Annotated in this window: 22 protein-coding genes; 11 read left to right on the top strand and 11 right to left on the bottom strand. The window is 69.1% G+C overall.

Translation table 11 applies throughout. The features are described from left to right. Positions 1 to 227 (bottom strand): helix-turn-helix domain-containing protein (locus EP26_RS15255; protein WP_043339672.1); only part of this gene is annotated, 227 nt, incomplete at its 3' end. A gap of 65 nt (positions 228 to 292) precedes the next feature. On the opposite strand from EP26_RS15255, the gene EP26_RS15250 reads away from it, so the two are divergent. Continuing rightward, complete coding sequence (locus tag EP26_RS15250; RefSeq protein WP_043339647.1) at positions 293 to 3,925, top strand: calcium-binding protein; 3,633 nt, start codon at positions 293 to 295, stop codon at positions 3,923 to 3,925. On the opposite strand, the gene EP26_RS15245 is transcribed toward EP26_RS15250, so the two are convergent. The 3 genes from EP26_RS15245 to EP26_RS15235 are packed head-to-tail and all read right to left on the bottom strand — an operon-like array spanning position 3,922 to position 7,680. Continuing rightward, positions 3,922 to 5,025, bottom strand: a complete 1,104-nt coding sequence (locus EP26_RS15245; RefSeq protein WP_043339646.1) for a microcin C ABC transporter permease YejB — start codon at positions 5,023 to 5,025, stop codon at positions 3,922 to 3,924. The genes EP26_RS15250 and EP26_RS15245 overlap by 4 nt on opposite strands. Before the next feature lies 1 nt (position 5,026). Next, on the bottom strand, positions 5,027 to 6,868 hold the full coding sequence (locus tag EP26_RS15240) for an extracellular solute-binding protein (protein ID WP_043339645.1): 1,842 nt from the start codon (positions 6,866 to 6,868) through the stop codon (positions 5,027 to 5,029). A 38-nt stretch (positions 6,869 to 6,906) separates the two neighbouring features. Further along, the gene (locus tag EP26_RS15235; protein ID WP_043339644.1) at positions 6,907 to 7,680 is read right to left on the bottom strand and encodes an inositol monophosphatase family protein; all 774 of its coding nucleotides are present in this window, start codon (positions 7,678 to 7,680) and stop codon (positions 6,907 to 6,909) included. 74 nt (positions 7,681 to 7,754) lie between these two features. Between EP26_RS15235 and EP26_RS15230 the strand changes: the two genes are divergently transcribed. Both EP26_RS15230 and EP26_RS15225 read left to right on the top strand, forming a co-directional pair. Further along, a complete protein-coding gene (locus tag EP26_RS15230; protein ID WP_043339643.1) occupies positions 7,755 to 8,609 on the top strand; it encodes a prephenate dehydratase in 855 nt (284 codons plus the stop codon). Positions 8,610 to 8,654: 45 nt separating this feature from the next. Beyond that, positions 8,655 to 9,296 carry a YjbF family lipoprotein gene (locus tag EP26_RS15225; RefSeq protein ID WP_043339642.1) on the top strand — a complete coding sequence of 214 codons (642 nt, stop codon included), beginning with the start codon at positions 8,655 to 8,657 and terminating at the stop codon, positions 9,294 to 9,296. Positions 9,297 to 9,353: 57 nt separating this feature from the next. Here the strand turns inward: EP26_RS15225 and EP26_RS15220 are convergent, their stop codons facing one another. Then, on the bottom strand, positions 9,354 to 10,409 hold the full coding sequence (locus tag EP26_RS15220) for a glycosyltransferase family 4 protein (RefSeq protein WP_052389223.1): 1,056 nt from the start codon (positions 10,407 to 10,409) through the stop codon (positions 9,354 to 9,356). A gap of 129 nt (positions 10,410 to 10,538) precedes the next feature. Between EP26_RS15220 and EP26_RS15215 the strand changes: the two genes are divergently transcribed. Beyond that, positions 10,539 to 11,462, top strand: a complete 924-nt coding sequence (locus EP26_RS15215) for a manganese catalase family protein (protein ID WP_043339640.1) — start codon at positions 10,539 to 10,541, stop codon at positions 11,460 to 11,462. 16 nt (positions 11,463 to 11,478) lie between these two features. Here EP26_RS15215 and EP26_RS15210 read toward each other — a convergent pair whose 3' ends face one another. Beyond that, positions 11,479 to 13,485, bottom strand: a complete 2,007-nt coding sequence (locus EP26_RS15210) for a YjbH domain-containing protein (RefSeq protein WP_245624412.1) — start codon at positions 13,483 to 13,485, stop codon at positions 11,479 to 11,481. Between the two features lie 82 nt (positions 13,486 to 13,567). Beyond that, complete coding sequence (locus EP26_RS15205; protein WP_245624411.1) at positions 13,568 to 14,479, bottom strand: SLBB domain-containing protein; 912 nt, start codon at positions 14,477 to 14,479, stop codon at positions 13,568 to 13,570. Positions 14,480 to 14,579: 100 nt separating this feature from the next. Here EP26_RS15205 and EP26_RS15200 point away from each other — a divergent pair, with 100 nt between their 5' ends. Both EP26_RS15200 and EP26_RS33215 read left to right on the top strand, forming a co-directional pair. Then, entirely contained in the window at positions 14,580 to 15,017 is a 438-nt protein-coding gene (locus tag EP26_RS15200; RefSeq protein ID WP_043339638.1) for a hypothetical protein, read from the top strand. 206 nt (positions 15,018 to 15,223) lie between these two features. Next, positions 15,224 to 16,162: a hypothetical protein gene (locus EP26_RS33215; RefSeq protein ID WP_084112572.1), complete on the top strand. Its 939-nt coding sequence runs from the start codon at positions 15,224 to 15,226 to the stop codon at positions 16,160 to 16,162. A 20-nt stretch (positions 16,163 to 16,182) separates the two neighbouring features. Here EP26_RS33215 and EP26_RS15195 read toward each other — a convergent pair whose 3' ends face one another. After that, a complete protein-coding gene (locus tag EP26_RS15195) occupies positions 16,183 to 17,145 on the bottom strand; it encodes an IS1595 family transposase (protein WP_043339636.1) in 963 nt (320 codons plus the stop codon). A gap of 107 nt (positions 17,146 to 17,252) precedes the next feature. Between EP26_RS15195 and EP26_RS15190 the strand changes: the two genes are divergently transcribed. Beyond that, positions 17,253 to 17,492: a DUF6471 domain-containing protein gene (locus EP26_RS15190; protein WP_043339667.1), complete on the top strand. Its 240-nt coding sequence runs from the start codon at positions 17,253 to 17,255 to the stop codon at positions 17,490 to 17,492. 49 nt (positions 17,493 to 17,541) lie between these two features. Here the strand turns inward: EP26_RS15190 and EP26_RS34870 are convergent, their stop codons facing one another. From EP26_RS34870 to EP26_RS15180, 3 genes are all read right to left on the bottom strand, one after another. Beyond that, entirely contained in the window at positions 17,542 to 18,135 is a 594-nt protein-coding gene (locus tag EP26_RS34870) for a hypothetical protein (protein WP_157033558.1), read from the bottom strand. 124 nt (positions 18,136 to 18,259) lie between these two features. Further along, positions 18,260 to 19,306 (bottom strand): hypothetical protein, encoded by a 1,047-nt coding sequence (locus EP26_RS34865; protein ID WP_157033557.1) that lies wholly within the window; start codon positions 19,304 to 19,306, stop codon positions 18,260 to 18,262. A gap of 72 nt (positions 19,307 to 19,378) precedes the next feature. Next, positions 19,379 to 21,256 (bottom strand): SLBB domain-containing protein, encoded by a 1,878-nt coding sequence (locus tag EP26_RS15180; protein WP_052389222.1) that lies wholly within the window; start codon positions 21,254 to 21,256, stop codon positions 19,379 to 19,381. An 87-nt stretch (positions 21,257 to 21,343) separates the two neighbouring features. Here EP26_RS15180 and EP26_RS15175 point away from each other — a divergent pair, with 87 nt between their 5' ends. From EP26_RS15175 to EP26_RS15160, 4 genes are read left to right on the top strand one after another with little or no spacing between them, the layout of a single operon-like run. Then, a complete protein-coding gene (locus EP26_RS15175) occupies positions 21,344 to 22,963 on the top strand; it encodes a heparinase II/III domain-containing protein (protein WP_043339633.1) in 1,620 nt (539 codons plus the stop codon). 36 nt (positions 22,964 to 22,999) lie between these two features. Next, a complete protein-coding gene (locus EP26_RS15170; RefSeq protein ID WP_043339632.1) occupies positions 23,000 to 23,890 on the top strand; it encodes a Wzz/FepE/Etk N-terminal domain-containing protein in 891 nt (296 codons plus the stop codon). Beyond that, a complete protein-coding gene (locus EP26_RS15165; protein ID WP_043339631.1) occupies positions 23,880 to 25,100 on the top strand; it encodes an O-antigen ligase family protein in 1,221 nt (406 codons plus the stop codon). The genes EP26_RS15170 and EP26_RS15165 overlap by 11 nt, the downstream gene beginning before the upstream one ends. Continuing rightward, entirely contained in the window at positions 25,093 to 25,683 is a 591-nt protein-coding gene (locus tag EP26_RS15160; protein WP_043339630.1) for a sugar transferase, read from the top strand. Before EP26_RS15165 ends, EP26_RS15160 begins: the two co-directional genes overlap by 8 nt. Positions 25,684 to 25,710: the final 27 nt, after the last annotated feature.

The raw sequence follows: 25,710 nt of genomic DNA, 5'->3' as shown, positions 1-25,710 counted from the left end.
GCCTTGCGGTCAATCAGCCCAGCCGGACCCTCGGCATTGAACCGCACCACCCAGTCCCGGACGATCTGCACCGTCACCCCGCCGATCCGGGCGGCCTCCGTGCGCGACACTCCGTCGTAAACGGCAGCCAAGGCCAACAGGCGACGGGCCTGGGCCGCATCCTTGGTTCGGCGAGCCGCAGCACGAAGCCCAGCTGCGTCAAAGTCAGCTCGGAGTGGGATGGGCATGGCGAAGCTCCTCTGCTCGCCACGTTGAATCAGAGCGCCGTCAGTCTGGGAATCCCCAGAGAGTCATGCTCTCGGAGACTTGGTATTATACCGGGGCGGATGGCATCGCCCGGCCGCTGGTCTTCAGCGGCAGCTTCGGCGCCCCGGTCGCGGCGCCGGTTGCCGGGATGGCGCTGCCAGCGCAGCGGCTGGACGCCTATCAGGCCTATTGGCTGCAGGGGCAGGATGGCGGCGGCTGGCTGGTGCTCGACCTCGACCGCAACGGGCGGTTGGATGCGACCGACCTCGCGGTGCGGCTGGACGGCGTCGGCACGCTCGGCGTGGAGGATTTCGTCGACGGGACCTTCCTTGCCCTCGCGGGCGGGCACGTCGTCGGCGGGACGTCGGCGGATGACAGCCTGCAGGGCGGCAGCCTGGCCGAGACCTTCCTCGGCAGCCTCGGCAATGACCGCATCGCCGGCGGGGCGGGAGCGGGGAATGCGCTGAGCTATGCCAGCCTCGCCGGGCCGGTCGTCGTCACCCTCGCCGACTATGCCGGGGGTATGGTGGCGAAGCCGGGCGGCGGGGTGGACCGGTTCAGCGACATCCAGGTGATCGCCGGCACGGCGGGTGCCGATACGCTGGATGCGGGCGGCGCCACGGCGGGGTTCTTCGCCCTCAACCTTGAGGGACGGGCGGGGGCGGACCGGATCATCGGCAATGGCACCACCTCCGTGCAGGTCTCCTATGGGACGAGCCCGGCGGCGGCTCTCATCGACCTCCAGGGCGGCACGGCGCAGGATGGCTGGGGCAGTATCGACACGCTGGTCGGCATCCGCCGGGTGGCGGCGCTCTCGGCCCATGGCGACACGGTGCTGGGCTCGGCCTGGGACGATGTCTTCCTCTCCGGGCGCGACGGCAACAAGAGCTTCGACGGGCGCGCCGGGCAGGACGAGTGGCGCTATGTGGGCGACGGCTCCATCACCGTCATGCTCACCACGACCACGGTGGGCGGCTTCGTCCAGGGTCCCTATGTGCTGAAGCCGGGGGGGACGGACCGGCTGACCTCGGTCGAGGTCGTCACCGCGGGCGCGGGGGATGACAGCCTCTATGGTTCGGCGGCGGATGAGCGCTTCGGCGGCGGCGCGGGCAACGACACCATCGATGGCGCCGGCGGGTTCGATACCGTCAGCTACGATATCGGTGGGCTGGCGACGAAGGGCGTCGTGGCGAACCTCACCGCCGGCATCGGCCATGACCAGTGGGGCGGCACGGATGTGCTGCGGAGCATCGAATTCCTCTGGGGCTCGGCGCTCGGCGACGACCTGACCGGGCTGGCGATCGGCGCCTATACCTGGCTGCGCGGCCTCGCCGGGAACGACACGCTGCGGGCTCCGGCCGCCGGAACCTGGGTCGGCGCCGATTACGCGGGCGACCCGGGCGGCATCGATGCCGACCTCGGTGCCGGCACGGTGCGGGATGGCTGGGGCGGGACGGACAGGCTGGTCTCCATCGGCCTGATCCGTGGCTCGGCTTTCGACGACACCATAGCCGGCGGGGTGGGGGCGGATACGCTGATCGGCGGCCTGGGGAACGACACCTACCGCGTCGGTGCCGGAAACCAGGTGGTGGAGGCGCCGGACGAGGGCATCGACACGGTCATCGCCGACCAGCCCTATGCGCTGCCGACGAATGTCGAGGCGCTGGTGCTGGCCAACACCGCAGGCAGCCTCAGCGCCTGGGGCAATGCGCTCAACAACCTAATGATCAGCAATGCCGGCTCGGACGCCATGGATGGCGGTGACGGGCAGGATACGCTGCGAGGCGGCGACGGGTCGGATACGCTCTTCGGCAGCGGCGACAACGACCTGTTGCTGGGCGAAGCGGGGGACGATGCCCTGCTCGGCGGGCCGGGTGCCGATACGCTGGTCGGCGGCGATGGCGACGATATCGTCATCAGCGAGGCCGATGGCCGCTTCACCGGCACGCTGCTGCTGGACACCGGCGAAGCGGCGCCGCGCCTCGTCACGCTCGTGGATGTCGCCACGGTTGCCGACAGCATCGATGGCGGTGCTGGCCACGATCGCTGGGGCGCCGGCAGCATCGGCATGTTGCTCGACCTGCGCGGCTCGCCGAGGGCGATGGCCGGCATGGAGGAGATCCACGGCTCCACCGGCAATGACGTGCTGCTGCTGGCCGCGGAGCAGCAGGCGGCGGTCATCGGCGGTGGGGCCGGCGACGACATATTCTCCGGCACCGGCGGCAATGACCGGATCCATGGCGGCGATGGCGATGACCTGGCCGCCGGCCAGGGCGGCGACGATACGCTCTATGGTGAGGCAGGAGGAGATACGCTGATCGGCGGCACGGGCGCGGACCGGCTCGGGGGCGGCGACGGGGATGATCTGCTGATCGGGGGCGAGGGCGCCGACACGCTGCTGGGCGGCAGCGGCGCGGATCGCCTCGATGGCGGCGATGGAGACGACCGGTTGGAGGGCGGCGATGGCGACGATGCGCTGCTCGGCGGAGCCGGGGCGGATCACCTCTACGGCATGGGCGGCAGCAACAGCCTGGATGGCGGGCTCAGCGATGACACGCTGGTTTCGGCGGACTGGGATTCCGTGCTGGAGGGCGGCGACGGCAATGACCTGGCCCGGATCGACCGTGGCGCGAGCCTCCTCGGCCTCGTGCTGGGGGCGGGCAGCCTGACGGATGGCGGCCGCGTCACCCTGCTGCACGGGATCGAGCGGCTGGAGGTCACCGCCGGGGCGGGAGCGGACCGGCTGACGGGCGGCGTAGGGACGGACAGCCTCGCGGGCGGCGCAGGGGATGACACGCTGGATGGCGGGGCGGGGGCCGATTGGCTGGCGGGGGGACTCGGCCATGATCTCTACCATGCCGACAACCTCGGCGACCGGGTGGTGGAGGCATCAGGTGAAGGGCGGGACACGGTCATCGCCGCCATCGATTACGTGCTGCCGGCGAATGTCGAGGCGCTGGTGCTGGCGGCCGGGGTGGTGCGCGGCACGGGCAATGAGCAGGCCAACCTGCTGACCGGGAATGACGCGCCGAACATTCTCACCGGGGGCGCGGGGGACGATACGCTGGTCGGCGGCGGCGGGATGGACCGGTTGCTCGGCGGCGACGGGAATGATCTGCTGAACGGCGCCTCCGGCCTCGGCGAGATGGATTGGATGTCGGGCGGCGCTGGCAATGACAGTTACCGGGTGGATGGCGTCGCGGACCAGGTGGTGGAGGCAGCGGACGGCGGCATGGACACCGTGCTCGCTGATATCCCGGGCGGCAGCTACACGCTGCCGGTCAATATCGAGAACCTCGTGCTGCTCGGCACCACGCGCAGCGGCCATGGCAATGCGCTCGGCAATGGCGTCACCGGCAATGCGGCCGCCAATTGGCTAATGGGCGGCATGGGCAATGACACGCTCGACGGCGGCGAGGGGAATGACGTGCTGTTCGGCGGGGCGGGAGCAGATCTCTTCCTGGTCGGGCCAGGCGGCGGGGCGGACCGGATCGGCGATTTTGTCTCAGGGGTCGATCACATCCGGTTCGGCAGCCTCGCCGATTTCGCCGCGATGCTGGCGGCGGCGACGGACCGGCCGGGTGGGGTGGTAATCGACCTTGGCCAGGGCGACAGCCTGACGCTTGCAGGCATCGCCAAATCCGCGCTGTCGGCGGGGGATTTCCTGTTCGGGGGTTAGCGGCGCGAAGCGAAGTCGATGCGCGGGTCGACTAGGGTGTAGGTGAAGTCGCCGATGATCTGCATCACTAGGCCGAGCAGGGTGAAGATGTAGAGCGTGCCGAACATGATCGGGTAGTCGCGCCGGATCGCCGCCTCGAAGCCGAGCAGGCCGAGCCCGTCGAGCGAGAAGATGATCTCGACCAGCAGCGCCCCGGTGAAGAGGATGCCGATGAAGGCCGCGGGGAAGCCGGCGATGATCAGCAGCATCGCGTTGCGGAAGACATGGCCGTAGAGCACGCGCCGTTCCCCCGCCCCTTTGGCCCGCGCCGTCACCACATATTGCTTGCCGATCTCCTCCATGAAGGAGTTCTTGGTCAGCATGGTGAGCCCGGCGAAGCCGCCGATGACGAGCGCGATGGTCGGCAGCACCATGTGCCAGGCGTAGTCCGCCGCGCGCGTCAGGAAGGGTGCGTCCTGCAGCCCGGAGGAGAGCAGGCCGCGCAGCGGGAACCACTGCACGAAGCTGCCTCCCGCGAAGAGCACCACCAGCAGGATGGCGAAGAGGAAGCTCGGGATCGCATAGCCGATCAGCACCACGGCGCTGCTGGCGAGGTCGAAGCGGGTGCCGTCGCGCACCGCCTTGCGGATGCCCAAGGGGATCGAGACGAGGTAGATGATCAGCGTCGACCACAGGCCGAGCGAGATGGAGACGGGCAGCTTCTCGAGGATGAGCTGCGAGACCGGCCGGTCTTGGAACAGGCTGCGGCCGAGGTCGAAGCGGGCATAACCGGCCAGCATCTCGCCAAGCCGCGTCGGCCAGGGCTTGTCGAAGCCGAAGGCGCGCTCGATCTCCTGCACCACCGCCGGGTCGAGGCCGCGGGCGCCGCGGTAGCGGCTGGCCTCGTTGCCACCGCCCTGGTTGGCCGGCGGGCGGGTGGTCTCGCCCTGGCCCTCGCCGGAGAGGCGGCCGAGGCTGCTGCCGCCCTGCCCCTTCAGCTCCGCCAGCATCTGGTCCACCGGGCCACCGGGGGCGAATTGCACCACGGCGAAATTGATCAGGATGATGCCGAGCAGCGTCGGCACCACCAGCAGCAGACGGCGGAGGAGGTAGGCGCTCATGCTATTGCGGCTTCGCCTCGCGCTTGCCCTGCTCGACGGCGCCCTCGCGGTTGCGCTCGACCCACCATGTGTCGATGGCCAGCGCGTATTTCGGGTTGCGCGGCGGGCGGCCGAACTTGTCCCAATAGGCCACGCGGAAGGTGCGGCTGTGCCATTGCGGAATCATGTAGTCGTTCCAAAGCAGCACGCGGTCCAGCGCCCTGGTGCGAGCCACCAGCTCGGCGCGGTTCGGCGCGGCGATGACCATCTCCACCAGCTCGTCCACCACTGGGTTGGCGATGCCGGCGACGTTCTGGCTGCCGTTTTCCTGAGCCTTGGCGCTGGTCCAGAAGTCGCGCTGCTCGTTGCCGGGGGAGAGGGACTGGCCCTGGCCGTCCACCGTCATGTCGTAGTCGAAGGCGTCGATCCGCACCTGGTACTGCGCCGGGTCGATGGTGCGGATGCGTGGCTCCATCCCGAGGCGCTGGAGGGTTTGCACATAGGGCAGGGCGACGCGCTCGAAGCTCGGGCCGTTCAGCAGGATCTCGAAGGCGAAGGACTGGCCTTCGGCATTGACCAGCTTGCGGTCGCGCACCGTCCAGCCGGCCTGGCGCAGCAGGTCCAGTGCACGGCGCAGGCCGTCGCGGTTGTTGCCGGAGCCGTCGGTGACGGGGAGCCTGTAGGGCTCGGTGAAGAGGCGGTCGGGGACGCGGCCCTTGTAAGCTTGCAAAATTTCCAGCTCCCGCCCCTCAGGGACGCCCGAGGAGGCGAGTTCGGAGTTGGAGAAGTAGGAGGTCGTCCGCGTGTAGCTGCCGTAGAAGAGGTTGGCGTTCATCCATTCGAAGTCGAAGACCTCGATGAGTGCGCGGCGTACGCGGGCATCCTGGAAGAGCGGGCGGCGCAGGTTCATGGCGAAGGCCTGCATGCCGGTCGGCAGCTCGTGGCGGATCTCGTCGCGCTTGACGAGGCCGCGCTGCATGGCGGGGAAGTCGTAGGCCGTCGCCCATTCCTTGGCGATGTTCTCGGTGCGGAAGTCGATCTGCCCGGCCTTGAAGGCCTCCAGCGCCACGGTGCTGTCGCGGAAATACTCGTAGCGCATGACGTCGTAATTGGCGGTGCCGCGGGCCGTCGGCAGGTCCTTGGCCCAGTAGTCGGCGACGCGGCGGTAGACCAGGCTGCGGCCGTTCTCGAAGCGCTCCAGCCGGTAGGGGCCGGAGCCGAGCGGCGCCTCGAGCAACGGCCGGGCGAAGTCGCGGCTCTCCCACCAATGCTTCGGCAGCACCGGCATCTGGCCGAGGATCAGCGCCAGCTCGCGATTCTCGTTCGTCTTGAAGCGGAAGGTGACGCGGCGGGGACCTTCCGCCACCACCTCCGCCACATCGGCCCAGTAGGCGCGGTAGAAGGGCCGGCCGCTCTGGCGGAGGGTGTTGAAAGTCCAGACCACGTCCTCGGCGGTGACGGGCTTGCCGTCATGGAAGCGCGCCGCGGAGTGCAGCTCGAAGCTGACGCCCATGCGGTCGGCGGGCTGCTCGATGGCGGCGGCGAGGTGGCAGTATTCCGTGCTGGCCTCGTCCGCGCTTTCCTTCAGCAGCGTGTCGTAGAGATTGCCGAGGCCGACCGCCGCCGTGCCGCGTAGGATGTACTGGTTGAAGCTGTCGAAGCTGCCGAGGGCGGTCAGCGCGATCTCGCCGCCCTTCGGGGCGTCCGGGTTGACCCAGGGCCAATGGGTGAAGTCGGCCGGCAGGGCCGGATCGCCGAGCAGGGAGAGGGCGTGGCTGCGGGTCGGCCCCTGCTGTGCCGCGGCGCCGGCAGGGCGGAGGAGCGGGAGGGCAAGGCCGGAGGCCAGGAGGGTACGGCGATCCATGGCGGGAGGATGGGGGTTCCCCCCGCCCTCGGCAACAGTCAGCCGCCGAGCAGGGCGAGGGCCTCCGGCAGCAGGGCCGGGTCGCCGACCGCCAGCACGCGGCCGTCACTCCCCAGTGTCAGCGCCTCGCCGCGCCAACCGGTGACACGGCCGCCAGCGCCCTCCACCACCGGAACCAGGGCGGCCCAGTCCCAGGGCTTCATGGTGCTCTCGGCGATGACATCGACCAGGCCGAGGGCGAGCAGGCCGTAGCTGTAGCAATCCCCGCCCCAGGTGACGCGGCGGGCGGCGGCGCGGAGGCGCTCGAAGCCCGGGCCGTCGCTCGGTGCGAACATGTCAGGGCTGGTGCAGGATAGCTCGGCCTCGGCGAGGCGCGGACAGGGGCGGCAGCCGGCCGCGCCGCCGAGGGGGGAGCGGAAGCGGGTCGGCTGGCCCTTGGCGCCGATCCAGCGCTCGCTGATGCCGGGCTGGTCGATCAGGCCGAGCACCGGCACGCCACGATGCAGTAGGCCGATCAACGTGCCGAAGAGGGGCCGGCCGGTGACGAAGGCGCGGGTGCCGTCGATCGGGTCCAGCACCCAGAGATATTCGGCCTCGATCCGGTCGGGGCCGTATTCCTCGCCCCAGATGCCGTGGTCGGGGAAGCGGGCGGAGAGCACCTCGCGCATCGCCCGCTCGGCCCCGCGATCGGCCTCGGTGACGGGGCTGGCATCGCCCTTCGCCTCGACCAGCAGGGGGGAGCGAAAGAGCGGGCGGATGACGGCGCCCGCGGCCTCGGCCGCCGCCTCGGCTGCCGCGATGAATGCCTCCATGCCCGTCACTCCCCGGTTTGCGCCCTCTCACCCCCTCGATTAGAAGCCGCGGACCCCTCTTGCAACGGCACCTCATGACCGACGTGATCGCCTTCCAGGGCCTGCCCGGCGCCTATTCGGACCTCGCCTGCCGCGCCGCCTATCCGGGCCAGACTACCCTGCCCTGCCCGAGCTTCGAGGCGGCGATGGATGCGGTGCGCGCCGGACAGGCGGGACTCGCCATGCTGCCCTGCGAGAATTCGCTGGCCGGCCGGGTGCCGGACATTCACCGGTTGCTGCCGGAAAGCGGGCTCTCCGTCATCGGCGAGCATTTCGAGCGGGTGGAGCATTGCCTGCTGGCACCGCATGGCGCGACGCTCGCCACGCTGAAGCGGGCGCACAGCCACCCGGTGGCGCTCGGCCAGGTGCGGAGCATCCTGAAGGAGCTGTCGCTGACGCCGGTGATCGAGGCGGATACGGCCGGAGCGGCGCAGATCATCGCCGAGCGCGGCGGTGTCGAGGATGCGGCGATCGCCAGCGCGCTGGCGGCCGAGACTTACGGGCTGAACATCCTCCGGCGCAATGTCGAGGACGCCGCGCACAATACCACGCGTTTCTATGTCTGCGCCCCCTCCCCCCGGCTGCCGCCGGCGGGGACGCCGGATTGCGTCACCACTTTCGTCTTCCGCGTCCGCAACATCCCGGCGGCGCTCTACAAGGCGCTCGGCGGCTTCGCCACCAATGGGGTGAACATGACGAAGCTGGAAAGCTACATGCTCGATGGCGAGTTCACCGCGACGCAGTTCCTGGCCGATGTCGATGGCCATCCGGAGGAGGCGCCGGTGCGGCGGGCGCTGGAGGAGCTGGCCTTCTTCTCGCGGGAGCTGAAGCTGCTTGGCACCTATCCGGCGCATCCCTACCGGCGGGCGCATCGCGGGGCGGCGGAGTAGGCGCCGCCGCCTTTCCGCTTCATTTATTGCAATAACGATCTTAAAATGCCGGGCATGCGCGCTTGGCCCTTGCTGCTGCCCCTGCTGCTCGCCGCTTGTGGCGACACGCTGTTCGCCCGCTATGCCGACACGGCCTGGACCGAGGCGGTGGAGCGCGTCGCCACCCCGCTCGAGGATTTGCCGGAGCCGGACGGGCCGGCGCTCCGCCTCTGGATCCGCGGGCGGCCGACCGCCGCCGTCCTGCTGCAGGAGATCGGCGAGCGGCGCATCTGGCGCACCGCCGCCGGGCAGGTGGTCGCAACCGAGGGGGGCCGCGTCACGGCGACCGCCGGCTTCCGCCATTACGTGGCAGCGACGCATTTCGACGGGCCGGACCCGCTGGCCAGCCCGGCGGAACTGCTCGACCGCACAGCCTCGGCCCGGCGCCTGGTCGACCTCAAGGACCCCGACGGCGAGCCCGAGGGGATGCGCTTCGGCCTCGCCCTCGATTGCCGGCTGCGGGCGGAAGCAACGGAGGATGCCGAGATCCTGCTGGTGCGCGAGCGCTGCCGCAGCCGCGGGCGCTTCGGCTTCACCAACCTGTTCTGGGTGGAGGCAACGGGCGGCGCGGTGGTGCGGGCCGAACAGTGGATCGGCCCATCCATGCCAATGCTGGTGATGGAATTCCTCAGCCCGCGATCATCCTGAGCGGAAACACGCAGGATGGGAACGCCGGCTCGACGACGGCTAGATCCCGATCGGGACCTAGCCCCGCCAGCTGAGCCCGGCGCGGCGCACGCGCATCGCCACATAGGCCAGCCAGAGCAGTTGCACCGCGAGCGCGGGCAGCACGACAAGCGGCTTCAGCCCCGGGCGCAATTGCAGGAAGAGCACTGCGAGCGCCGCCTGAAACAGGGCGAAGCCCCAATGGGTGGCGGCGACGGCGAGGGTCGGCATGCCGCTGCGCTGGGCCATCTGGTAGAGATGGGTGCGGTGCGGGGCGCCCACCTTGTCGCCTATCCAGCCGCGGCGCAGCAGCGTGAAGGCGGCGTCGAAGAGCAGGCCGAAGAGCAGCAGCGGCACGATCAGGAAGCTGAGCTGGCTGGCATCGAAGCGCGAGGCGGCGACGGCAAGGACCGCCAGCATGAAGCCGGCGAACTGGCTGCCCACATCGCCCATGAAGATGCGTGCCGGGGCGAGATTGAAGGGCAGGAAGCCGGCGAAGCCCGCCGCCAGCATCAGCGCGGAGAGATAGACGAAGCGGCCGCCTTCGGCGCCGGCGATGGCGGCGAGCGCCGCACAGGCGATCAGCAGCGTGCCGCCGACCAGCCCGTCGAGCCCATCCATGAAATTCACCGCATTGGTGCAGCCAAGAATCCAGAAGATGGTCAGCGCCGGGCCGACCCAGCCCAATTCCGTCACGCCGATATAGGGAAGCGCGAGGCGGGAGAGCGTCAGCCCGGTGCCGACCGCCACCAGCGCCGCGGCGAGCTGCGCCAGCAGCCGCAGCCGGGCGGAGAGGTTGCGCATGTCGTCCACCAGCGCGACGCCGGCGATGGCGAGCGCGGCGAGGATGACGCCGAGGAACTGCCGCTCCTCCAGCCGGGCGAAATCCGCGACGCGGTAGAGCACCAGCAGCCCGACCAGGAAGGCGGCGACCACGCCGACCCCGCCGCCCCGCGGCGTCGCCACGCTATGCGCGCTGCGGCCGTTCGGGATGTCGAGGATCGGCCAGCGAATCATCGCCCGGACGGCGCCTGCCGAGAGCAGCGCGAGGGCGAGGGCGAAGAGGAGATGTTGCGAAAGGGCGCCGAGGGTCATGCGGCCGGGGGTGTGGCCGATGCGGCGGCGGATCGCAAGCGTTGCAGTCCATTCCGCGCCCGCGACGAAAACCCCGAAGGCGCTGGCCGGTTAAACCAGCATTCGAGTTGTCCGGAAGGGTACATTCCCATGTTCATGCGCGTCGACAAGCTGCAGGCGGAACTTCCCCCGCCGAAGCGGCAGGACCCCAATGCTGCCGCGGCCCTGCAGGAATTGCTCGGCGGCAAATATGGCGAGATGTCGACGCTCGGGAACTACATGTTCCAGAGCTTCAACTTCAAGAGCAAGAGCAAGCTCCGCCCCTTCTATGGCCTCGTCGCCAGCATTACGGCGGAGGAGCTGGGGCATGTCGAGCTGGTCAGCAACGGCGTCGCCATGCTGAACAACGGCCCGGACAAGGGTGCCGATGGCGCCGATGGCGGCGACATTTCGAAGACGCCCTTCGAGGCGATGAAGGACATCCGCTCCTTCGCCAGCTTCGCCTCCGCGGGTGGCGGGGCGCTGCCGGTGAACAGCAATTCCATGTCCTGGAATGTCGACATGGTAACCACCACGGGCAATGTGGTGTTCGACCTGCTGCACAATTTCCACCTCGAATGCGGCGCCCGGCTGCACAAGCTGCGGGTCTACGAGACGCTCTCCGACCCGACAGGGCGCGAGGTCTGCGGTTACCTGCTGGTGCGCGGTTCGGTCCATGCGCATTCCTATGCGCTGGCGCTGAAGAACCTCACCGGCGTCGAGATCGAGAAGATGCTGCCGACGCCGAACATCCCGCTCGGCAACATCCCCGAGTGCCAAAAGTACCTCCAGGAAGGTTCGCATCGCCGCCTCTACACCTGGAGCCCGAACGACTATGCCGAGATCGGCGGCATCTGGGGCCAGGGCGAGCAGGCGCTGCCGGGCGACCCGCCGGGCGAGCTCGAGGTGGTGAAGGGCATGCCGGACGGCGGCAAGATCCACCAGCTGGAGGGCATCCCCTCGGCCTTCTCGCCGGACTATGCGCCGGAGGAGATGTTCGAGATCGCCACCAAGCTCACCAAGGCGATGGGCTGACCCATCCGGGCCGGGACTATCTCAGCAAGCCGAGATAGTCCCGGCCCAGCGCCTCCGCCCGGCCCTCGCGCGTCACCTCCCAGAGCGGGTTGTCGACCACGAGGCGCTGGCCGCCGTCCCGCACCACGGGGCGGATCACCGCATTCGCCACCACCGGCGTCTCCGGCCCCAGTAATTGCAGGGGGATGCGGACGAAGATGCCCTTGTCGAAGCTGCCCTCGCCGAAGCGGCGGGCGGAGACATCGGTGCGGGTGGCGAAGCCGCCGACCTCGATGCCGGAATCGAACCGCCGGCTCACTTCCAGCGTCGCGCCCCAGTCGCCGGCCAGGTAGCGCCCGGCGCGGACCACGGTACCAAGGTTCCAGACCGGCAGGTCCGCATAAAGCGAGAGATGGCCGGTCGTCACGGAATAGCCGAGGGCGCCGAAGCGCTGCCGGTAGTCCCGCTGCGCCACCCAGGCGAGGTCGAGGCCGAGCGCGAAGCCACGATCCTGCGGCCGCCAGAGCACCTCGCCCGAGACGCCGCCGAACATCGGCTCCAGCAACCCGGCCGAGACGCGGGCGAACCAGTCGGGCGCCGGGCTCCACAGGCGCTCGGCGTAGAGCGTCGGGATCGCCGTCCTACCCTGTCGTGCATAGCGGGCGATGTCGCTGCGGACATGCGGAAGCTGGCTGTCCGAGGGCAGGCCCTTGTCGAGATTGCCCGCCACTGCCTGCGCCAGGCTGCCCGCGAGCGCGAAACCGGCCCCGAGGCCGAGGCGTGCGCCTGCCGCGCCGGCGGCCTGCCAGCGGAAGCCCATCTTCGGGTCGCCGAGTTGCAGGGCGAGGCGGGGTTCCAGCGCCCAGCTGAGGTCGGGCGCGAAGCCGGGCACCGGCTCGGCGGGGGTGAGGCTGGCGCTGGCCAGCATCTCCTCCGCGCTGCCGGCGCCGATCGCGGCGCCCTCCAGCGCCTCGCGCAGCAGCACCAGGCGCGCGACGGGCAGGCCGGCGCGGTGCCACTCGACGGCGATCCGCTCCACCTCCGGCGGCAGGCTACCTTGCACGGCACGGGCAACGCGGCCGGCGGTGCGGGCGAGCGTGCGGTAGCGGCCGCCGGCGACGGCGATCCGCACCTCCTCCCCCTGCTGGATGACGGCAATGGGACGGAAGCCGGCCTGCCGCAGGGCCGCCTCGGCGTCGCCGGGCGCCTCGGGGCGCGGGGCCAGGGGTGGCGGGGGCGGGCGCGGCAGGCTCGGTGGGCGCGCCGGATCGAGGCGGAGGGAGAGGCGGAACAGCACATCGGTCCCGTGAACGAAGTGCACCCCGGCATCGAGCCAGTCATTCCGCCAGGTGAGGCCGGCATTGATCCGCGAGCGCGCCTCGCCGCGCAGGTTGGTGGTGCGGGCTGGATAGCCGCCGCGCTCGTCGCGCAATGCGTCGCCGGACCATTCGAGCTTGGCCCTGAGGCCTTCCACCCAGGGCACCGACCATTCGACGCCGCCGAAGACCGCCGCTTCCCGCCCGCGGAACAGGCTGTTGAAGGCCGGCATGCCGCCCGTGCCGACATTGCGCGGCCGGGTGTTGTAGCGGGAATAGACGAGGCCATAGGGGTTGTTGACGTCGGCGCCCGTGCCGAGCCGGCCCCAGCCCATGCCGAGCGTCAGGTCGAAATCCCAGAAGCGCTTGGAGGCGACCAGGTACTCGCCCGAATAGAGGCCGGTGCCGATGAAGTCCTGTGCGCCGACCGCCAGCGCCGGGCGCCATTGTCCCTCCTCCCAGAGCCGGGCCTTGAAGTCGAAGGCGCGGTCGGTGGTGGTGCCGCGGCCTGCCGTCGCATCCAGCCGGTCGGTGAGGCGGAAGGTGGTTTCGAGGAAAGGAAGCGCCTGGAAGGAGAGGAACCAGAATTGCCGCTGGTGGCGGATGGCGGCGCCGGCCTCCAGCGTTCCGTCCGGACGGAAGCGGGCATTGCGCATCTCGATCAGGCCGACGCCGCCGAAATCGGAGCCGGTTGCGGGGACGTCCTGCGCCTGGGCCTTGAAGGTCACCAAGGCAAGGGCAAGGCCAAGGAGGGCCCTCGGAACCCTCGAGTCAGGCCTTTGGCGGGGACGGGGACGCATGCCCCATGCCCTACCGCGCACCCGTGCGCACGATGACGGCAAGCGCCGCGCTTGAGAGCGCTACTTGCGACAGCACCTGCGTCACGTCGCGCAGCATCCCCCAGCTCTCATAAGGCGAGGGGTCCTGCGGCACGACGACGGTGCTGCCGGGTGGGATCGGCGGGCCGCCCATCTGCCAGGCGCCGAGGCCGGCGGGGCTGCTCTGGCCATTCGGCAGGACGATGAAGGCGCGGCTGCCATCGGCGAAGCGCTGCTGGCCGCCAGAGGCGCGGACATAGTCGTTGGCCCGCCAGCCGCTGGCGAATTGCAGGCTGCCGGGGTTGAGGACGGAGCCGACGACCGTCACCTCGTTCGGCCGCTTGGGGATGGCGACGAGGTCGCCCGGCTCCATCAGCACGTCCAGGTCGGGGCGGCCGGCGAGGATCACCGGATTGGCCTCCACCACCATCCGCCCGGCGGCGCGGGCCTGGCGGAGGGAAGCGGCCAACTCGCGCCCCGCCATGATGGCGCCGCCGAGATCGGCCGAGCCGCGCATCCCTGCCACCGCCTGGCCGGCGGCGACCTGCATCAGCCCCTGTTCCAGCTCCCGCGCGCTGCGGGCGAAGCCGTCCTGCTGGCGCTGGCGCACGCTCTCGCGGGTGAAGACGGCACCGTAAGGGTAGGCCTGTGGCGTCAGCCCGCCGGCGCGGGCGATGACCTCGGAGAGGCGCTCGCCGCGGCGGATGTCGTAGATGCCGGGGCGGACGAACTCGCCGGAGAGCGTCACCGGGCCGATGTCGCGGTCGCCGAAGCCGCGCGGCAGGCGCAGCGCGTCGCGCGGCGAGAGGCGCACGGCAGCGAAATTGCGCGAGCGCAGGTCGATCAGCGTGCGGGCGAGCGGCAGGGTGGCGCTCTGCTCGGCGGGCTCGCGGGCGAGTTCCACGGCGGAGAGGTCCGGCGTTAGGTAGCAACCACACCTTACCGAATAGCCGCTTTTGCCGCTCTGCCGCGTAAAATCCCTTTGTTTCCAAAGGGAATAGCGCATGACGGACTTGGTTCTCTCCGGCCTGGTGAAACGCCGGGCGACGCTGGCGGGCGAGTTGGAAGCCTCGCAGGCGCGGTCGCGGCAGATCCATGCTGACTTGGCGAGCCTGGATGCCGTGATCCGGCAGCTCGATCCGAACTATCCCGTGGAGTCGATCCAGACGAAATATGTGCGGACGCTGGCACCGGAGGAGTTTGCTGGCATGGGCCGAACGGTGCTGGACGCGCTACGACAGGCCAATCAGCCGCTTAGCGTCCCAGAAATTGCCAGCCGGGTGATCGTGCTGCGGGGTATGGACGCAGGGAGCGGAGCGGTTCGGAGAGCCGTAGAGGACGGCGTGGCACGGGCGCTGCGGCATCAGCGGAAGGGCGGGATCGTGCGGAATGCGGAGAAAGTCGGGCGGCTGCTGCGGTGGGGGTTGTCTGACTCAGCGTGACTCTTAGCACGCTACCGCTTATACGACAGAGTCCCGGCGGCCTGAATGGTCAGGCCGCCGGTAGGACCAGCGTTACCTGGCCGTCTCTTGTGCAATCGTGTTGTGTGACAACTCGAAAGACATGTCCAGACCAGCGCTCGTCGGAATGGTGGTCCAAGTGCTGAAAATAGCCACTTGAGCACCAGGCTAAGAGGCTGATTTCATTCATGAAAACGTCAAAACCTGCTAGTTTGAGCACCGCCCCGAAGCAGTTGGGTCTCAAACTCGAAATCGCTGCTGAACGTGAAATAGATGGTGTGGGGATGGGGGTGCTGAACAATGGCGCTCCGTTCCTGACGTTGCGTGGCCTAGCTCGTATGTGTGGAGTAGACCACGCGCAAATCATCCGCATCACGAGCGCTTGGCAGGAGTATCCAGCAAGGCCACGCGAACAGAAGATCAAGGAGTTGATCCGGGCTGCCGGCGCGGATGACTCTATCGCATTTATTGCTATCCCACGCGCCGGAACAATTTATCACGCGGTTCCTGACGCCGTTTGTATGGCAGTTTTAGAATATTACGCCTTTGAGGCAAAAGGTGATTACGGCCACGCCGCCAAGAGTTTTAGAACTCTTGCACGAAAGGGTTTTCAAGAATTCATATATTCACAAGTCGGTTGGAACCCGTCAGGATCGGCAGATATCGCCTGGCAGCAATTCCACGACCGTGTGTCGCTAGTCTATCATACGGTTCCCATGGGCTACTTCAGCGTATTTAAAGAGATAGCCGACCTTATGGTTACGCTTTTGAGGCAGGGCGCCAGCCTGGGCAATAAGTTTATACCCGACATTAGCGTCGGAATAGCTTGGGCAAAATACTGGAATTCAGAAAACCTTGAAGTTTTGTATGGTAATCGCATCAAATATGAACACAACTACCCCAACTACTTCCCGCAGTCTGCCTCAAACCCCCAATCTCCATATTGCTACCCGGATGAGGCGTTAGGCGAATTTCGCAAATGGATCAGAGAAGCTTATATTCCAAACCAGATGCCGATTTATCTTGGCAATAAGGTAAAGGATAAAGAGCTTCCTGCATCTGCTGTACAGGCAGCTCTGGAAGCTTTTGCTCCTAATCTTCTTAATGGCAAGAATGGTCTCAAGTAGGACGTTTGCGGCCTCTGAGACTAATTGACTGCCCTCTGCCAATAGCCTGCCCATATCCGCGACACCGGATGCCCAAGCGCCGCCGCCGCTGCCAGCCCATGCAGCGTCCCGTTGGGACGGCGCCGGGTGTCCTCCCGCCAAGCCATCTCACGGGCGTAGGCGCCAAGGTACTTGCCGCTGATGTGGTGGTGTTGGCCCCACTCGGCGCGGCGCAGGCGGGAGAAATAGCTCTCGGCTTGGTTGGTGCAGGCGCCATCGTCCGCGAAGGCGATGGAGTGGTTGATGCGCTTGGTATCGTAGCGGGCGTGCAGCGCATCCCAGCCGGGCGCCTCGTCGGCGTAGATCGTAGTGCCAGTTTCCACGCGGGCGCGGATCGTCGGAACGCTCTCATCCTCTGAGCGGAATACGAAGGGCAGCGTCCGGCCGCCCCGCTCCCGCATGACCACCACCACCTGCCGCTTGCCGGACTGGTTCACGGCAAGGCGCCGGTCCTTGCGATCTTCCTTGCGGTTCTCCTGCCGGACAGTCCCGCCGAAGTAGGCGCCATCCACCTCGACATGCCCGGACAGGGTGGTGTCGGCCTGCCCGGAGCCGATGGCCTCGCGGAGCTTGTGGGCCAGCACGAAGGCAGTCTTGTACTGCACGTCCAGATCGCGGCCGAGCTGAAGCGCCGACAGTCCCTTAGCCGCATTCACGAAGATGGCAATGGCCGCTAGATAGTCCCGGATCGGCAGCTTACGGCTGGCGAAGATGGTGCCGGACGTGACCGAGAACTGATGATTGCACGCCTTGCACTTCCAGATGCGGCGGGCGGCATAGGTGTAGATGGCCAAGCACCCGCAGCGCGGGCACACGGGCTCGCCACCGTTCGCAGACCAACGGATCGCCACGAAGGCGGCATGGGCCTCGTCGTCGCTCATGCGGAGGATGGACGCCAGGGAGAGCGTGCGAGCCTTAGCGGAAAGGAGGAAGTGTTGGGACATTGCCATCGTATCCGATGCCTATGCACCGATTATGATGGCATCAGACCCTACTGACAATGGCAATCGCACCGGATATGATGGCATACGCCATCGTGAGGGGTGCGAGCATGGGTGACGCGGAAACGGCCAACACGGCTGAATGGCAGGGGCGGGCCAAAGGCTTGCTCAAGGCCGAACTGAAGCGCCGGAACGTCACCTACGCCCAGCTTGCGGAGCGGCTGGCGGCCATCGGCGTGAGGGACACCGAACCGAACATTCGCAACAAGATCGCCAGGGGCGGCTTTACCGCCGTGTTCCTGTTGCAGGTTATGGCGGCCATAGGGGCGAAGGAAATTAGGCTGGACTAGTAATGCAACTATCGGCGCACAAGAATGCATATCAGCTAACAAGTATCATTCATTTTCCGGCATCGGTAGATGAACCACCAGCCGTCGCTGGCGCACTGCCAGGTGTTAGAGCCGCAGGTTGCCTTCCCGCTGCAATCTGAACTGCCTGTTGCTCGTTTTTGATAAGATCAACGGATGCCTCAAGCAACTTGGGTAGTAAAGCGCGGTAGGTAGGAGCATCAATAACGCCGTTCATCATCATCAAACATGCATTGAATACTTGATCTCGTAAAAACTGCAAACCTTGACTTCGGTAAAGCATGGGAGCTGCGTTAGTGCCAAATGTTCGCTTAAGTTCTAGCGCGACACTCTCTGCTCCTCCACCTTTCACTGCCGCAGCAAGAGCATTTGTGTAAGCTTGGAGGGCATCAGGTGGCGGCTCCGCACACACAAAATCCGCCCGTGTGCCACCGCGCCGATATTGTATGAATATAGTACGGCGGGCTGCGTCAGTACTAACCGTTTCGTAGTTATATGTTGCCCATAAATCCTTATCTCTCATCAAATCCAAAACTATTGGATTTGTGGCTCTGTCAGCAAATTCGCTGAAACCGCATCCCGTCATGAAAAAACAGCATATGACTAACACTTTGAGTGAAGCCACCCTTTTGCTCCCCAAACGCCAATCTGCTGCTTGGCAGTTTTCTACCACTCCGCAACAGAAAGTTACACTAGTCGCCTTTTAACGGAGCGAAAATTACGATTATATTACGTAAAAGTGAGTTAAGTTACGGTCGAGATCGAGGCCAAGGAACGCCGTCTGGGATCGACCTGCTCCGCGCCTCTGCATGAATACGCCACATGACGGCATCGCACTGCGCGTTGTGGCGGGCGGTCACGATGGCGACCAACCGCCATTTGTTCTGCATCACAAAATCACTCGATATGGCTGATCCTGGTTGCCCCTGAACGGCACGGTAGTCCAAGTCTTCGACCCGAAACATATCCGCTGCTTGATCACCGGCGTCGTTGGATTGCATGTCCCATCGGCCAGCGGTTTCCCAAAAGTCCATCAAATACATCCGCCAGACCGCAAAGTCGTTGCGCCATGCCTGCTCGTCGGCGTAGTCGGATGGGTTCGCCTTCAATAGCTTGTCCGCCAGTTGGGTTATCGTCCGGTCCGACAGCACGAGCGATGCTTCGGCATCTCTGACCCCAAACCGGCGCTCCACGCTGTCACGCAAGCTTTCCTGCTGCGCGGATAGCGATGCAACGTCGGCCTCAATCTTGGCAATGGCATCCCGGAAATGGTCGTAACGCGCATCCAAACGGCCGGCGGCTCGTTGGTCCAGTTTTCCAAGGCGTTCGGCTACCTCCGCGACCTCTTTGGCAAGACCTGCGAGGCCAAGCTCGAAGCGCTCCCGCGCTGATCGCTCAAACGCTGCCACTTGCTGCCGTAGGTCGGCGACGTCTGACTGCAACTCAACGGCGGGTGCCTGAATTGGTGCCACTCCGACCAAGTTAGGCGGCGTCGGCTGCGGCGGTGTCGGCAGAGGTCGTAAACGACGATAGCCAATCGCCAACCCAGCCAAACCGAAGAATAGCGTCGAAACAGCAAACGTGGCGACCGTCGCGGCTCCAAGCCCAGCCAGGAAAACCGCGCCCCATCCTTGATCCATGAAGGACTGGATGGTGTGGAACGACCACACACTCACCGCGACGAGCACGGCCCAAGCCGTGCAAATGATCGCCCATATCGCTTGCCCGGCGCCGAACACGTCGGAAACCGCGCCTGCTGGACCCAACAAATTATTTCTCGCCATTCCAGACACCATGCCGCCCCAATCCTAGTTCGCACAGGGGCGGCGCTCATGATCCGGCCCTCACGAGCCCGGTAGGTGTGCCTCCTACCGAATGCCGGAGAGGTCGGCGGTGTCCGTCGCCCCGCCGGCCGCGGCGAGGACGGCATCGAGGCCGGTATCGTTGAGGATGGGGTAGAGGCCGGGCAGCCGCACCTCGCCGGTGAGCAGCACAGTCTGGTCCATCAGCACGGGCAGGAGGGTCGGGTAGTCGAGGAAGACCTGCGGGCAGGGGCCGCGGCCGAAATCGGGGAAGCCGGCGCTGCGGGCATGGGCGAAGCGCTGCGGCGAGGCCTGGGCGGCGACGGTCAGCAGCACCAGGGCCTGGCAGTCGGGGGTGGCGGGCGCCGGCACCGGCGGCAGGGCGGCGGGCGTGGCGGCGGCGAGGGCCGTGCCCGGCATGCCGGCGGCATTGGGCAGCGGGGTCGGCGTCGGCGGGGTGCTCGGGGCGGGCGGATCGCCGCGCAGCGCCTGCTGCACGCTCGGCCCGGCGAGGAAGAGCACGTCCGGCAGGCCGAGCAGGACCACCTCGTCGCCTTCGGCGAGCGGCATATCCGCCCTGCCCTCCAGCACTCGGCCGAGGTCGAAGGGGATGAAGCGCCGTGCGCGCGTGCGCGCATCGGTGCGCCAGACCAGGCCGAGCCGCGGATAGGGATCGGGCCGCACTAGGCGCGGGTCGGAGAGCAGGCCGCGCAGCGTCTGGCCGCGGCCGGTCGCGGCACGGACCAGCGGGGCGCCGACATGGCCGGAGAGGCGGATCTGCTGCGCCAGCACGTCGGAGCCGGGCTGGACCAGCAGCGCGTCGCCGCGGCGGAGCGCGTCGCGCGGGCCGATCTCGCGCCAGCTGCGGCGGCCCTCGGCATCGGTGGTCTGGAGCAGGAAGCGGTGGCCGCTCGGCCGCATCGGGTCGCCGGCGAGGCGGAGCATGACGGCGAGCGGGGCCTGGGCGGCGCCGGCGGGCAGTTCGTAGAGGCCGGGGCGCATCACCTCGCCACCGATCGCGACGACGCCGCCGAGGGGCGGGACCAGGATGCGCTCGCCCTCATGCAGGCGGAGGTCGGGCGCATCCCCCTCGCCCGCGAGGATCGGGTAGAGGTCGATCGTGCGGCGGCCGCTGGCGGGGCCCTCGACGCGGATGGCGCGGAGGCTGCCGGTGCGGCGGATGCCCCCCGAGGCCATCAACGCGTCGAGCACGCTCGCCATGGCCGTCAGCTGCTGCAGGCCGGGGCGCAGCACCTCGCCGCCGACGAAGAGGTTGGCTTGGCGAATCTGGCCGATGGAGAGGAAGACCTCCGACCCACCAAGCTCCCGCGCCGCCCGGCCGCTGAGATCGGTGCGGAGGTCGCGCAGCGTGCGGCCGGCGGCGGGGATGGGGGCGAGGTCGGGCAGCAGCAGCATGCCATCGCGACCGATGCGCAGGCTGAGGGTCTGGCGCGTGCGGCCGCGGAAGGCGAGCACCACCTCGTCATCGCGGCCGATGAGGTAGTCGTCCGGCAGGGTGCCGAAGCCGTGGACGGGGGCCGGGGCGCCAGGCGCCGTCCGCAGGCTCTCGATGCCGAAGAGGCGGAGCGGCGACGGAGCTGGGCCGCCAGGCAGCGCCTCGCCCTGCGCGCCGCGGCTGGCGAAGAAGGCCTCGGCGGAGGAGAGGGGCTCCTCCAGCGGCGGGGCCGGCGTGACGGGCGTGGGGGCTGCCGGCACGGGCGGGGCGGGCGGCATCGCCTGGCCCAGCGGGCGCTGCGCCCCGGCATCGAGGATGCGCTGGAGGATGTCCTGCTGCGCCCCGGGCGGCAGGCCCGGCAGCGGCATGCCGCCCGGCAGCGTTCCCGGCAGGGCGGGCGGCGCCAGGAAGCCGCTGCCGGCCGCGGCGATCTGCCCCAGCGCGGGCCAGGGCAACACCAGCACCGCAGCCAGCAGGCGGCACAGCATGAAGGGGCCGGACGGCGCGCTCAGACGAAGAAGCCTTGCCAAATGGGTCAACAATCGATCACTAATCGAATCAGAAACCTTTGCGCAATGGAATATATCCCGACTTGGCTTCGGTTCCTCGATGCGGCCTGCCAGCTCGGCCCACGACCGGTGCTGCTGGCGGCCTGGGATCGCGCGCCGCCGGCTCGTGCCCTGGCGCGGCGGGCGCTGGCCGACCGGGCGGTGCCGGCAGGGCCATTCTGGCCGGAGGCGCTGCCGCCCGCCCCTGCCCTGCCGCCGGACCACCGGCAAGCGGTGCTGGCGCGGGCGGCGGCGCTCGGGCCGATGGACTGGCATGGACCCTTCGCAGCGGAGGCGCCGGCCCTCGGCCTTAACCTCTTCGATCCCGGCGATGTCCGCCCGGTCTGGGAGCGCAACCGCTGGGCGGAACTGGTGCTGCTCGCTCAGGCGCAGCGGCTGGAGCCGGGCGGCGGCCATGGTGCGCGGGCCGGGGCGATGCTGGCGGATTGGGCGGCGCGCAACCCGCCCTTTCGCGGTCCGAATTGGGCCTCGGGGCAGGAGGCGGCGCTCAGGGTGCTGCATCTCGCCCTGGCGCTCGACCGGGCGGTGCTGCCGGCCGGGGCGCGGGCGCTGGTCGGGCTGCACGGAAGGCGCATCGCGGCGACGCCGGCCTATGCCATGGCGCAGGACAACAACCACGCCATCTCCGAGCCGGCCGGGCTGCTGGCCTGCGGGCTGCTGCTCGGCGAGGGCGATTGGGTCGCGCTCGGTGCGGATCGGCTGGCGGTGACGGAATGGCTGCGGCGGCGCCATGGCCTGCCGCCTGCCCCGCCCGACCCGGCGCCGGTGCTCTGGCTGCAGCGGCTGGTGGCGGCGGAGACGGGGGAGGCGCCGCGGCTCGGGCACCAGGACGGCTCGGCCTTCGCCGATCTCTCGCTCGCCGGGCCAGCGGATGCGCGGCCGAGCGTCGAGCGGGCGGCGCGAATGCTGGCCGGGCGCTCGGCGGGGTATGGGGATGATTTGGGCTGCGCCTGGCTCGGCCTCGCCGCCGGGCCGGTGCTGGAGCCGCTGCCGGCCGAGTGGGTGGCTGAGGGGCTGCGCGGCTGGCACTCGGGTGCGCTGCGAGCGGTGCTGCGGACCGGGCCGCTGCGCTTCCGCCCGGCGCATGCCGACCTGCTGCATCTCGACCTGTGGGACGGGCCGCGCAACCTGCTCCGCGATGGCGGCACCGGCAGCTACAACCCTTGGCAGAGGGCGCTCTGGGCGACGGCCGGGCACAATACGGTGGAGTTCGACGGGCGCGACCAGATGCCGAGCCTGTCGCGCTTTCTCCATTCGCACTGGCCGCGGTGCGGGATGCTGCCGGAAGGCGGCTGGCTGCAAGACCATCGCGGCAATCGGCAGGAGCGGCGGGTCCGGCTGGAGGAGCGGCTCTGCCGGGTGGAGGACCGGCTCGCCGGCCCCTGGCGCCAGGCGGCGCTGCGTTGGCGCCTGGCGCCTGGCACCTGGCGGCTGACGGCGGACGGGGTGGAGGGACCCCTCGCCCGGCTTCGCCTCGCCGCCGATGCGCCGCTCGCCCTGGCGCTGGAGGCGGGGGTGGAGAGCCCGGCCTATGGCGTGATCCAGCCGGTGCCCGTGCTGGTGGCGCGCCTCGCGGCCCCGGCCAGATGGGTGGAGACGGTCATCACGGTTCCGACACAACAATGAATTGATACGAAGTCGCACCGTACGCTAGGATGCTGCATGCCCCTCGACGACTTGCTGCGCGGAATCTGGCGGCGGCGATGGCCGGTGGTCCTGGTGACGGCGCTGATCCTCGGTTCTGGCGCCGCGCTGATCCTCGCCTGGCCACGTCACTATGTCGCCCAGGCGATGGTGGCGCCGGCCGAGACCAGCGGCGTCGCCACCTCCACGCTGATGTCGCCCTCGCCGCTGTTGCAGGGCGGGCTGCTGGACAGCCGGCCTTCGGGCAATTTCGGCATCTATCTCGATGCGCTGCGGGCGCCGGAGGCGGCGGCGATGCTGGCGCGGGAGGCCGGGCTGCTTGCCTATCTCACCGACCTGCGCGGCGCCGGGCCGATGGGGGCGCTGCGGCGATACTTCGATTGGCGGATCGAGGCTGATCTCGACGATGCGGAGACCTGGCTGGCGCAGCGCTTCGCCGCAACCCAGGGCATCGCCACCACCACCGTCACCCTGACGCTGGAGCACCGTGACCGGGCGACGGCGCTCGACATGCTGCGCCGCCTGCACGCCCTGGCCGAGGAGCGGGTGCGGTCTGGCCTGCTCGGCCAGGCGCGGCAGCGGATGGCGGCGATCGAGGCAAGGCTGGCGGCGGAACCGGACCAGTTCCAGCGCAGCGCGCTGTACGAGCTGCTGGCGGCGCAGCAGCGCATCGCCCTCGTCGTCGCGGCGGATGAGGCGGTGGCGGCGCGGATGGTTTCAGCGCCGATGGTGGAGATCAGGCCTTCGCTGCCCAACCGGCCGCTGCTGCTGCTGCTGGCCGTCGCGGCGCCGCTGGCGAGCCTGCTCGGCGCCGCCTGCCTCGTGCTGCTGCGCGGGCCGGGGCGGGCGCGGTCCGTCCAGTATGAGATGGCGCTCGGGCCGCGGAGGCTGGGCGCCGGTGCGGATTGATGCCGGCGTCCTGGCTGCCGGCACCGGCCTCTTCGCCGCGCTGCTGCAATTCGCCGGTGCCCTGAAGTCGTTGCCGGGCCTCGCCGGGCTGCCGGTCGACCTCACCTTGCTGGCCGCGCTGCTGCTGGCGCCCTCGCTGCTGCTGCTCTTCGCCATGCGGGACTGGGAGGTGCGGCGCAGCCTCGCCCTGCCGCTGGCGGGGCTCGCCGGGTTGCTGGTCTGGCTGGTGCTGGCAGGAGCGTGGAGCAATTCGCGCACGGTGCTCGCCGAGAAGCTGCCGCAGGTGGTGCTGATCGGCCCGGCCATGCTGGCGGCGGGGCTGCTGGTCGGGGCCGATGGACCGACCTTGCGGCGCTTCGCCGCAGCGGTGGTGCCGATCGGGCTGCTGGTCGGGGCCGGCATCGCTTGGGGGCTGGCGCGGGATATGGTGGTGCTGGGCGGCGAGGTCGGGGCCGACCCGGCGCGCATCCGGGTGCAATACCAGCTTGCCGGGCTTGCCATCGCCTGCGCCGGCGGGCTGGCGGCGGTGCGGCTGACGGAGACGCGGGGCCGGGCGCGGCTCGGCTGGGGGCTGGCGGTGCTGGCGCTGGCAGCGGCCTCACTTGTACCGGGGGGACGGGCGGCGGCGCTCGGCCTCGGGCTCGGGCTCGGTGGGGCGCCGGCGCTGCGCTTCTGGCTGCTGCGGCGGCCGCGGGCGGCGCTGAGTTGGGTCGCGGGGGTCGGATTCGCCGGGGCGGCCGGGCTCGCCCTACTGCTGGCGATGCCGCAGGAAGTCGCTCTTCTCCGCACCCTTGACCGGCTCTTCGGCGATCCGGTGGAGGCGACGCCGGTGCGCATCCTGCTATGGGGCGAGGCGCTGCGCTGGGCGGGCGAGGCGACGCCCTTCGGCCTCGGCACGGGCGGCTTCACCCTGGCCGCCGGCAGCGGCGACGACCGCAGCCTGCATCCGCACAACCATGCGCTGGAAATCCTGGCGGAGGCGGGGCTGCCGGGCTTCCTGTGCTGGCTGGTGGCCTTCGGCGGCGGGGTGGGGCTGGCGGTGCTGCGGGCGCCGCTGGTGGCACCGGGGCGGGCGGCGCGGATTGCGGCGCTGACGCTGCCGGTGGCGCTCACCGCCATGGTCTCGACCGATCTCGGCAACCGTATGGTCTGGTTCGCCCTCGGCCTGCTGCTCTCGCTCGGGGTGGAGGCGCGGGAGCGCGATGTATGAGCGCGGCGGCAAGCGGCTGCTCGACCTGGCCGGGGCCGGGCTGCTGCTGGTGCTGCTGGCGCCGGTGCTGGGGGTCACGGCGCTCGCCGTGCGCTTGGCGCTCGGGCAGCCGGTGCTGTTCCGGCAGGAGCGGGCGGGGCGCGGCGGGCGGTCCTTCATCCTTTTGAAGTTCCGCAGCATGGAAGAGGGGCCGGGCAGCGATACTGAGCGGCTCGACCGCTTCGGACGGTGGCTGCGGGCGAGCGCGCTCGACGAGCTGCCGCAGCTCATCAACGTGTTGCGTGGCGAGATGAGCCTGGTCGGGCCGCGGCCGCTGCCCGTCGCCTACACGCCGCTCTTCAACCCGGCGCAGGCGTTGCGGCTGCGGGTGCGGCCGGGGCTTGCGGGGCTGGCGCAGGCGGCAGGCCGGAATGCGCTGCCCTGGGGGCCGAGGCTGGCCCTCGATGCGCGTTATGCGGCGCGGCAAAGCTTCGGCGGCGACCTCGGGCTGATGCTGCGCTGTGCGCTGCTGGTGCTGCGTGGCCGCGGCGCCAGCGCGCCGGGCCATGCGACCATGCCGGCCTTCCGCGGCGAGGCCGGTTGACGGCGGCGGAACTGGCCATGCTGGCCC

This window comes from Belnapia moabensis DSM 16746 (genome assembly GCF_000745835.1).
Taxonomy (GTDB): Bacteria; Pseudomonadota; Alphaproteobacteria; order Acetobacterales; family Acetobacteraceae; genus Belnapia; species Belnapia moabensis.
This window is presented reverse-complemented; position numbering and strand designations above follow the sequence as displayed.

Coding starts and splice junctions, on each gene's coding strand:
- EP26_RS15250 (WP_043339647.1), top strand. CDS start 293: ATGCTCTCGGAGACTTGGTATTATACCGGGGCGGATGGCATCGCCCGG.
- EP26_RS15245 (WP_043339646.1), bottom strand. CDS start 5,025: ATGAGCGCCTACCTCCTCCGCCGTCTGCTGCTGGTGGTGCCGACGCTG.
- EP26_RS15240 (WP_043339645.1), bottom strand. CDS start 6,868: ATGGATCGCCGTACCCTCCTGGCCTCCGGCCTTGCCCTCCCGCTCCTC.
- EP26_RS15235 (WP_043339644.1), bottom strand. CDS start 7,680: ATGGAGGCATTCATCGCGGCAGCCGAGGCGGCGGCCGAGGCCGCGGGC.
- EP26_RS15230 (WP_043339643.1), top strand. CDS start 7,755: ATGACCGACGTGATCGCCTTCCAGGGCCTGCCCGGCGCCTATTCGGAC.
- EP26_RS15225 (WP_043339642.1), top strand. CDS start 8,655: ATGCCGGGCATGCGCGCTTGGCCCTTGCTGCTGCCCCTGCTGCTCGCC.
- EP26_RS15220 (WP_052389223.1), bottom strand. CDS start 10,409: ATGACCCTCGGCGCCCTTTCGCAACATCTCCTCTTCGCCCTCGCCCTC.
- EP26_RS15215 (WP_043339640.1), top strand. CDS start 10,539: ATGTTCATGCGCGTCGACAAGCTGCAGGCGGAACTTCCCCCGCCGAAG.
- EP26_RS15200 (WP_043339638.1), top strand. CDS start 14,580: ATGACGGACTTGGTTCTCTCCGGCCTGGTGAAACGCCGGGCGACGCTG.
- EP26_RS33215 (WP_084112572.1), top strand. CDS start 15,224: ATGAAAACGTCAAAACCTGCTAGTTTGAGCACCGCCCCGAAGCAGTTG.
- EP26_RS15195 (WP_043339636.1), bottom strand. CDS start 17,145: ATGTCCCAACACTTCCTCCTTTCCGCTAAGGCTCGCACGCTCTCCCTG.
- EP26_RS15190 (WP_043339667.1), top strand. CDS start 17,253: ATGGGTGACGCGGAAACGGCCAACACGGCTGAATGGCAGGGGCGGGCC.
- EP26_RS34865 (WP_157033557.1), bottom strand. CDS start 19,306: ATGGTGTCTGGAATGGCGAGAAATAATTTGTTGGGTCCAGCAGGCGCG.
- EP26_RS15180 (WP_052389222.1), bottom strand. CDS start 21,256: ATGCTGTGCCGCCTGCTGGCTGCGGTGCTGGTGTTGCCCTGGCCCGCG.
- EP26_RS15175 (WP_043339633.1), top strand. CDS start 21,344: ATGGAATATATCCCGACTTGGCTTCGGTTCCTCGATGCGGCCTGCCAG.
- EP26_RS15170 (WP_043339632.1), top strand. CDS start 23,000: ATGCCCCTCGACGACTTGCTGCGCGGAATCTGGCGGCGGCGATGGCCG.
- EP26_RS15160 (WP_043339630.1), top strand. CDS start 25,093: ATGTATGAGCGCGGCGGCAAGCGGCTGCTCGACCTGGCCGGGGCCGGG.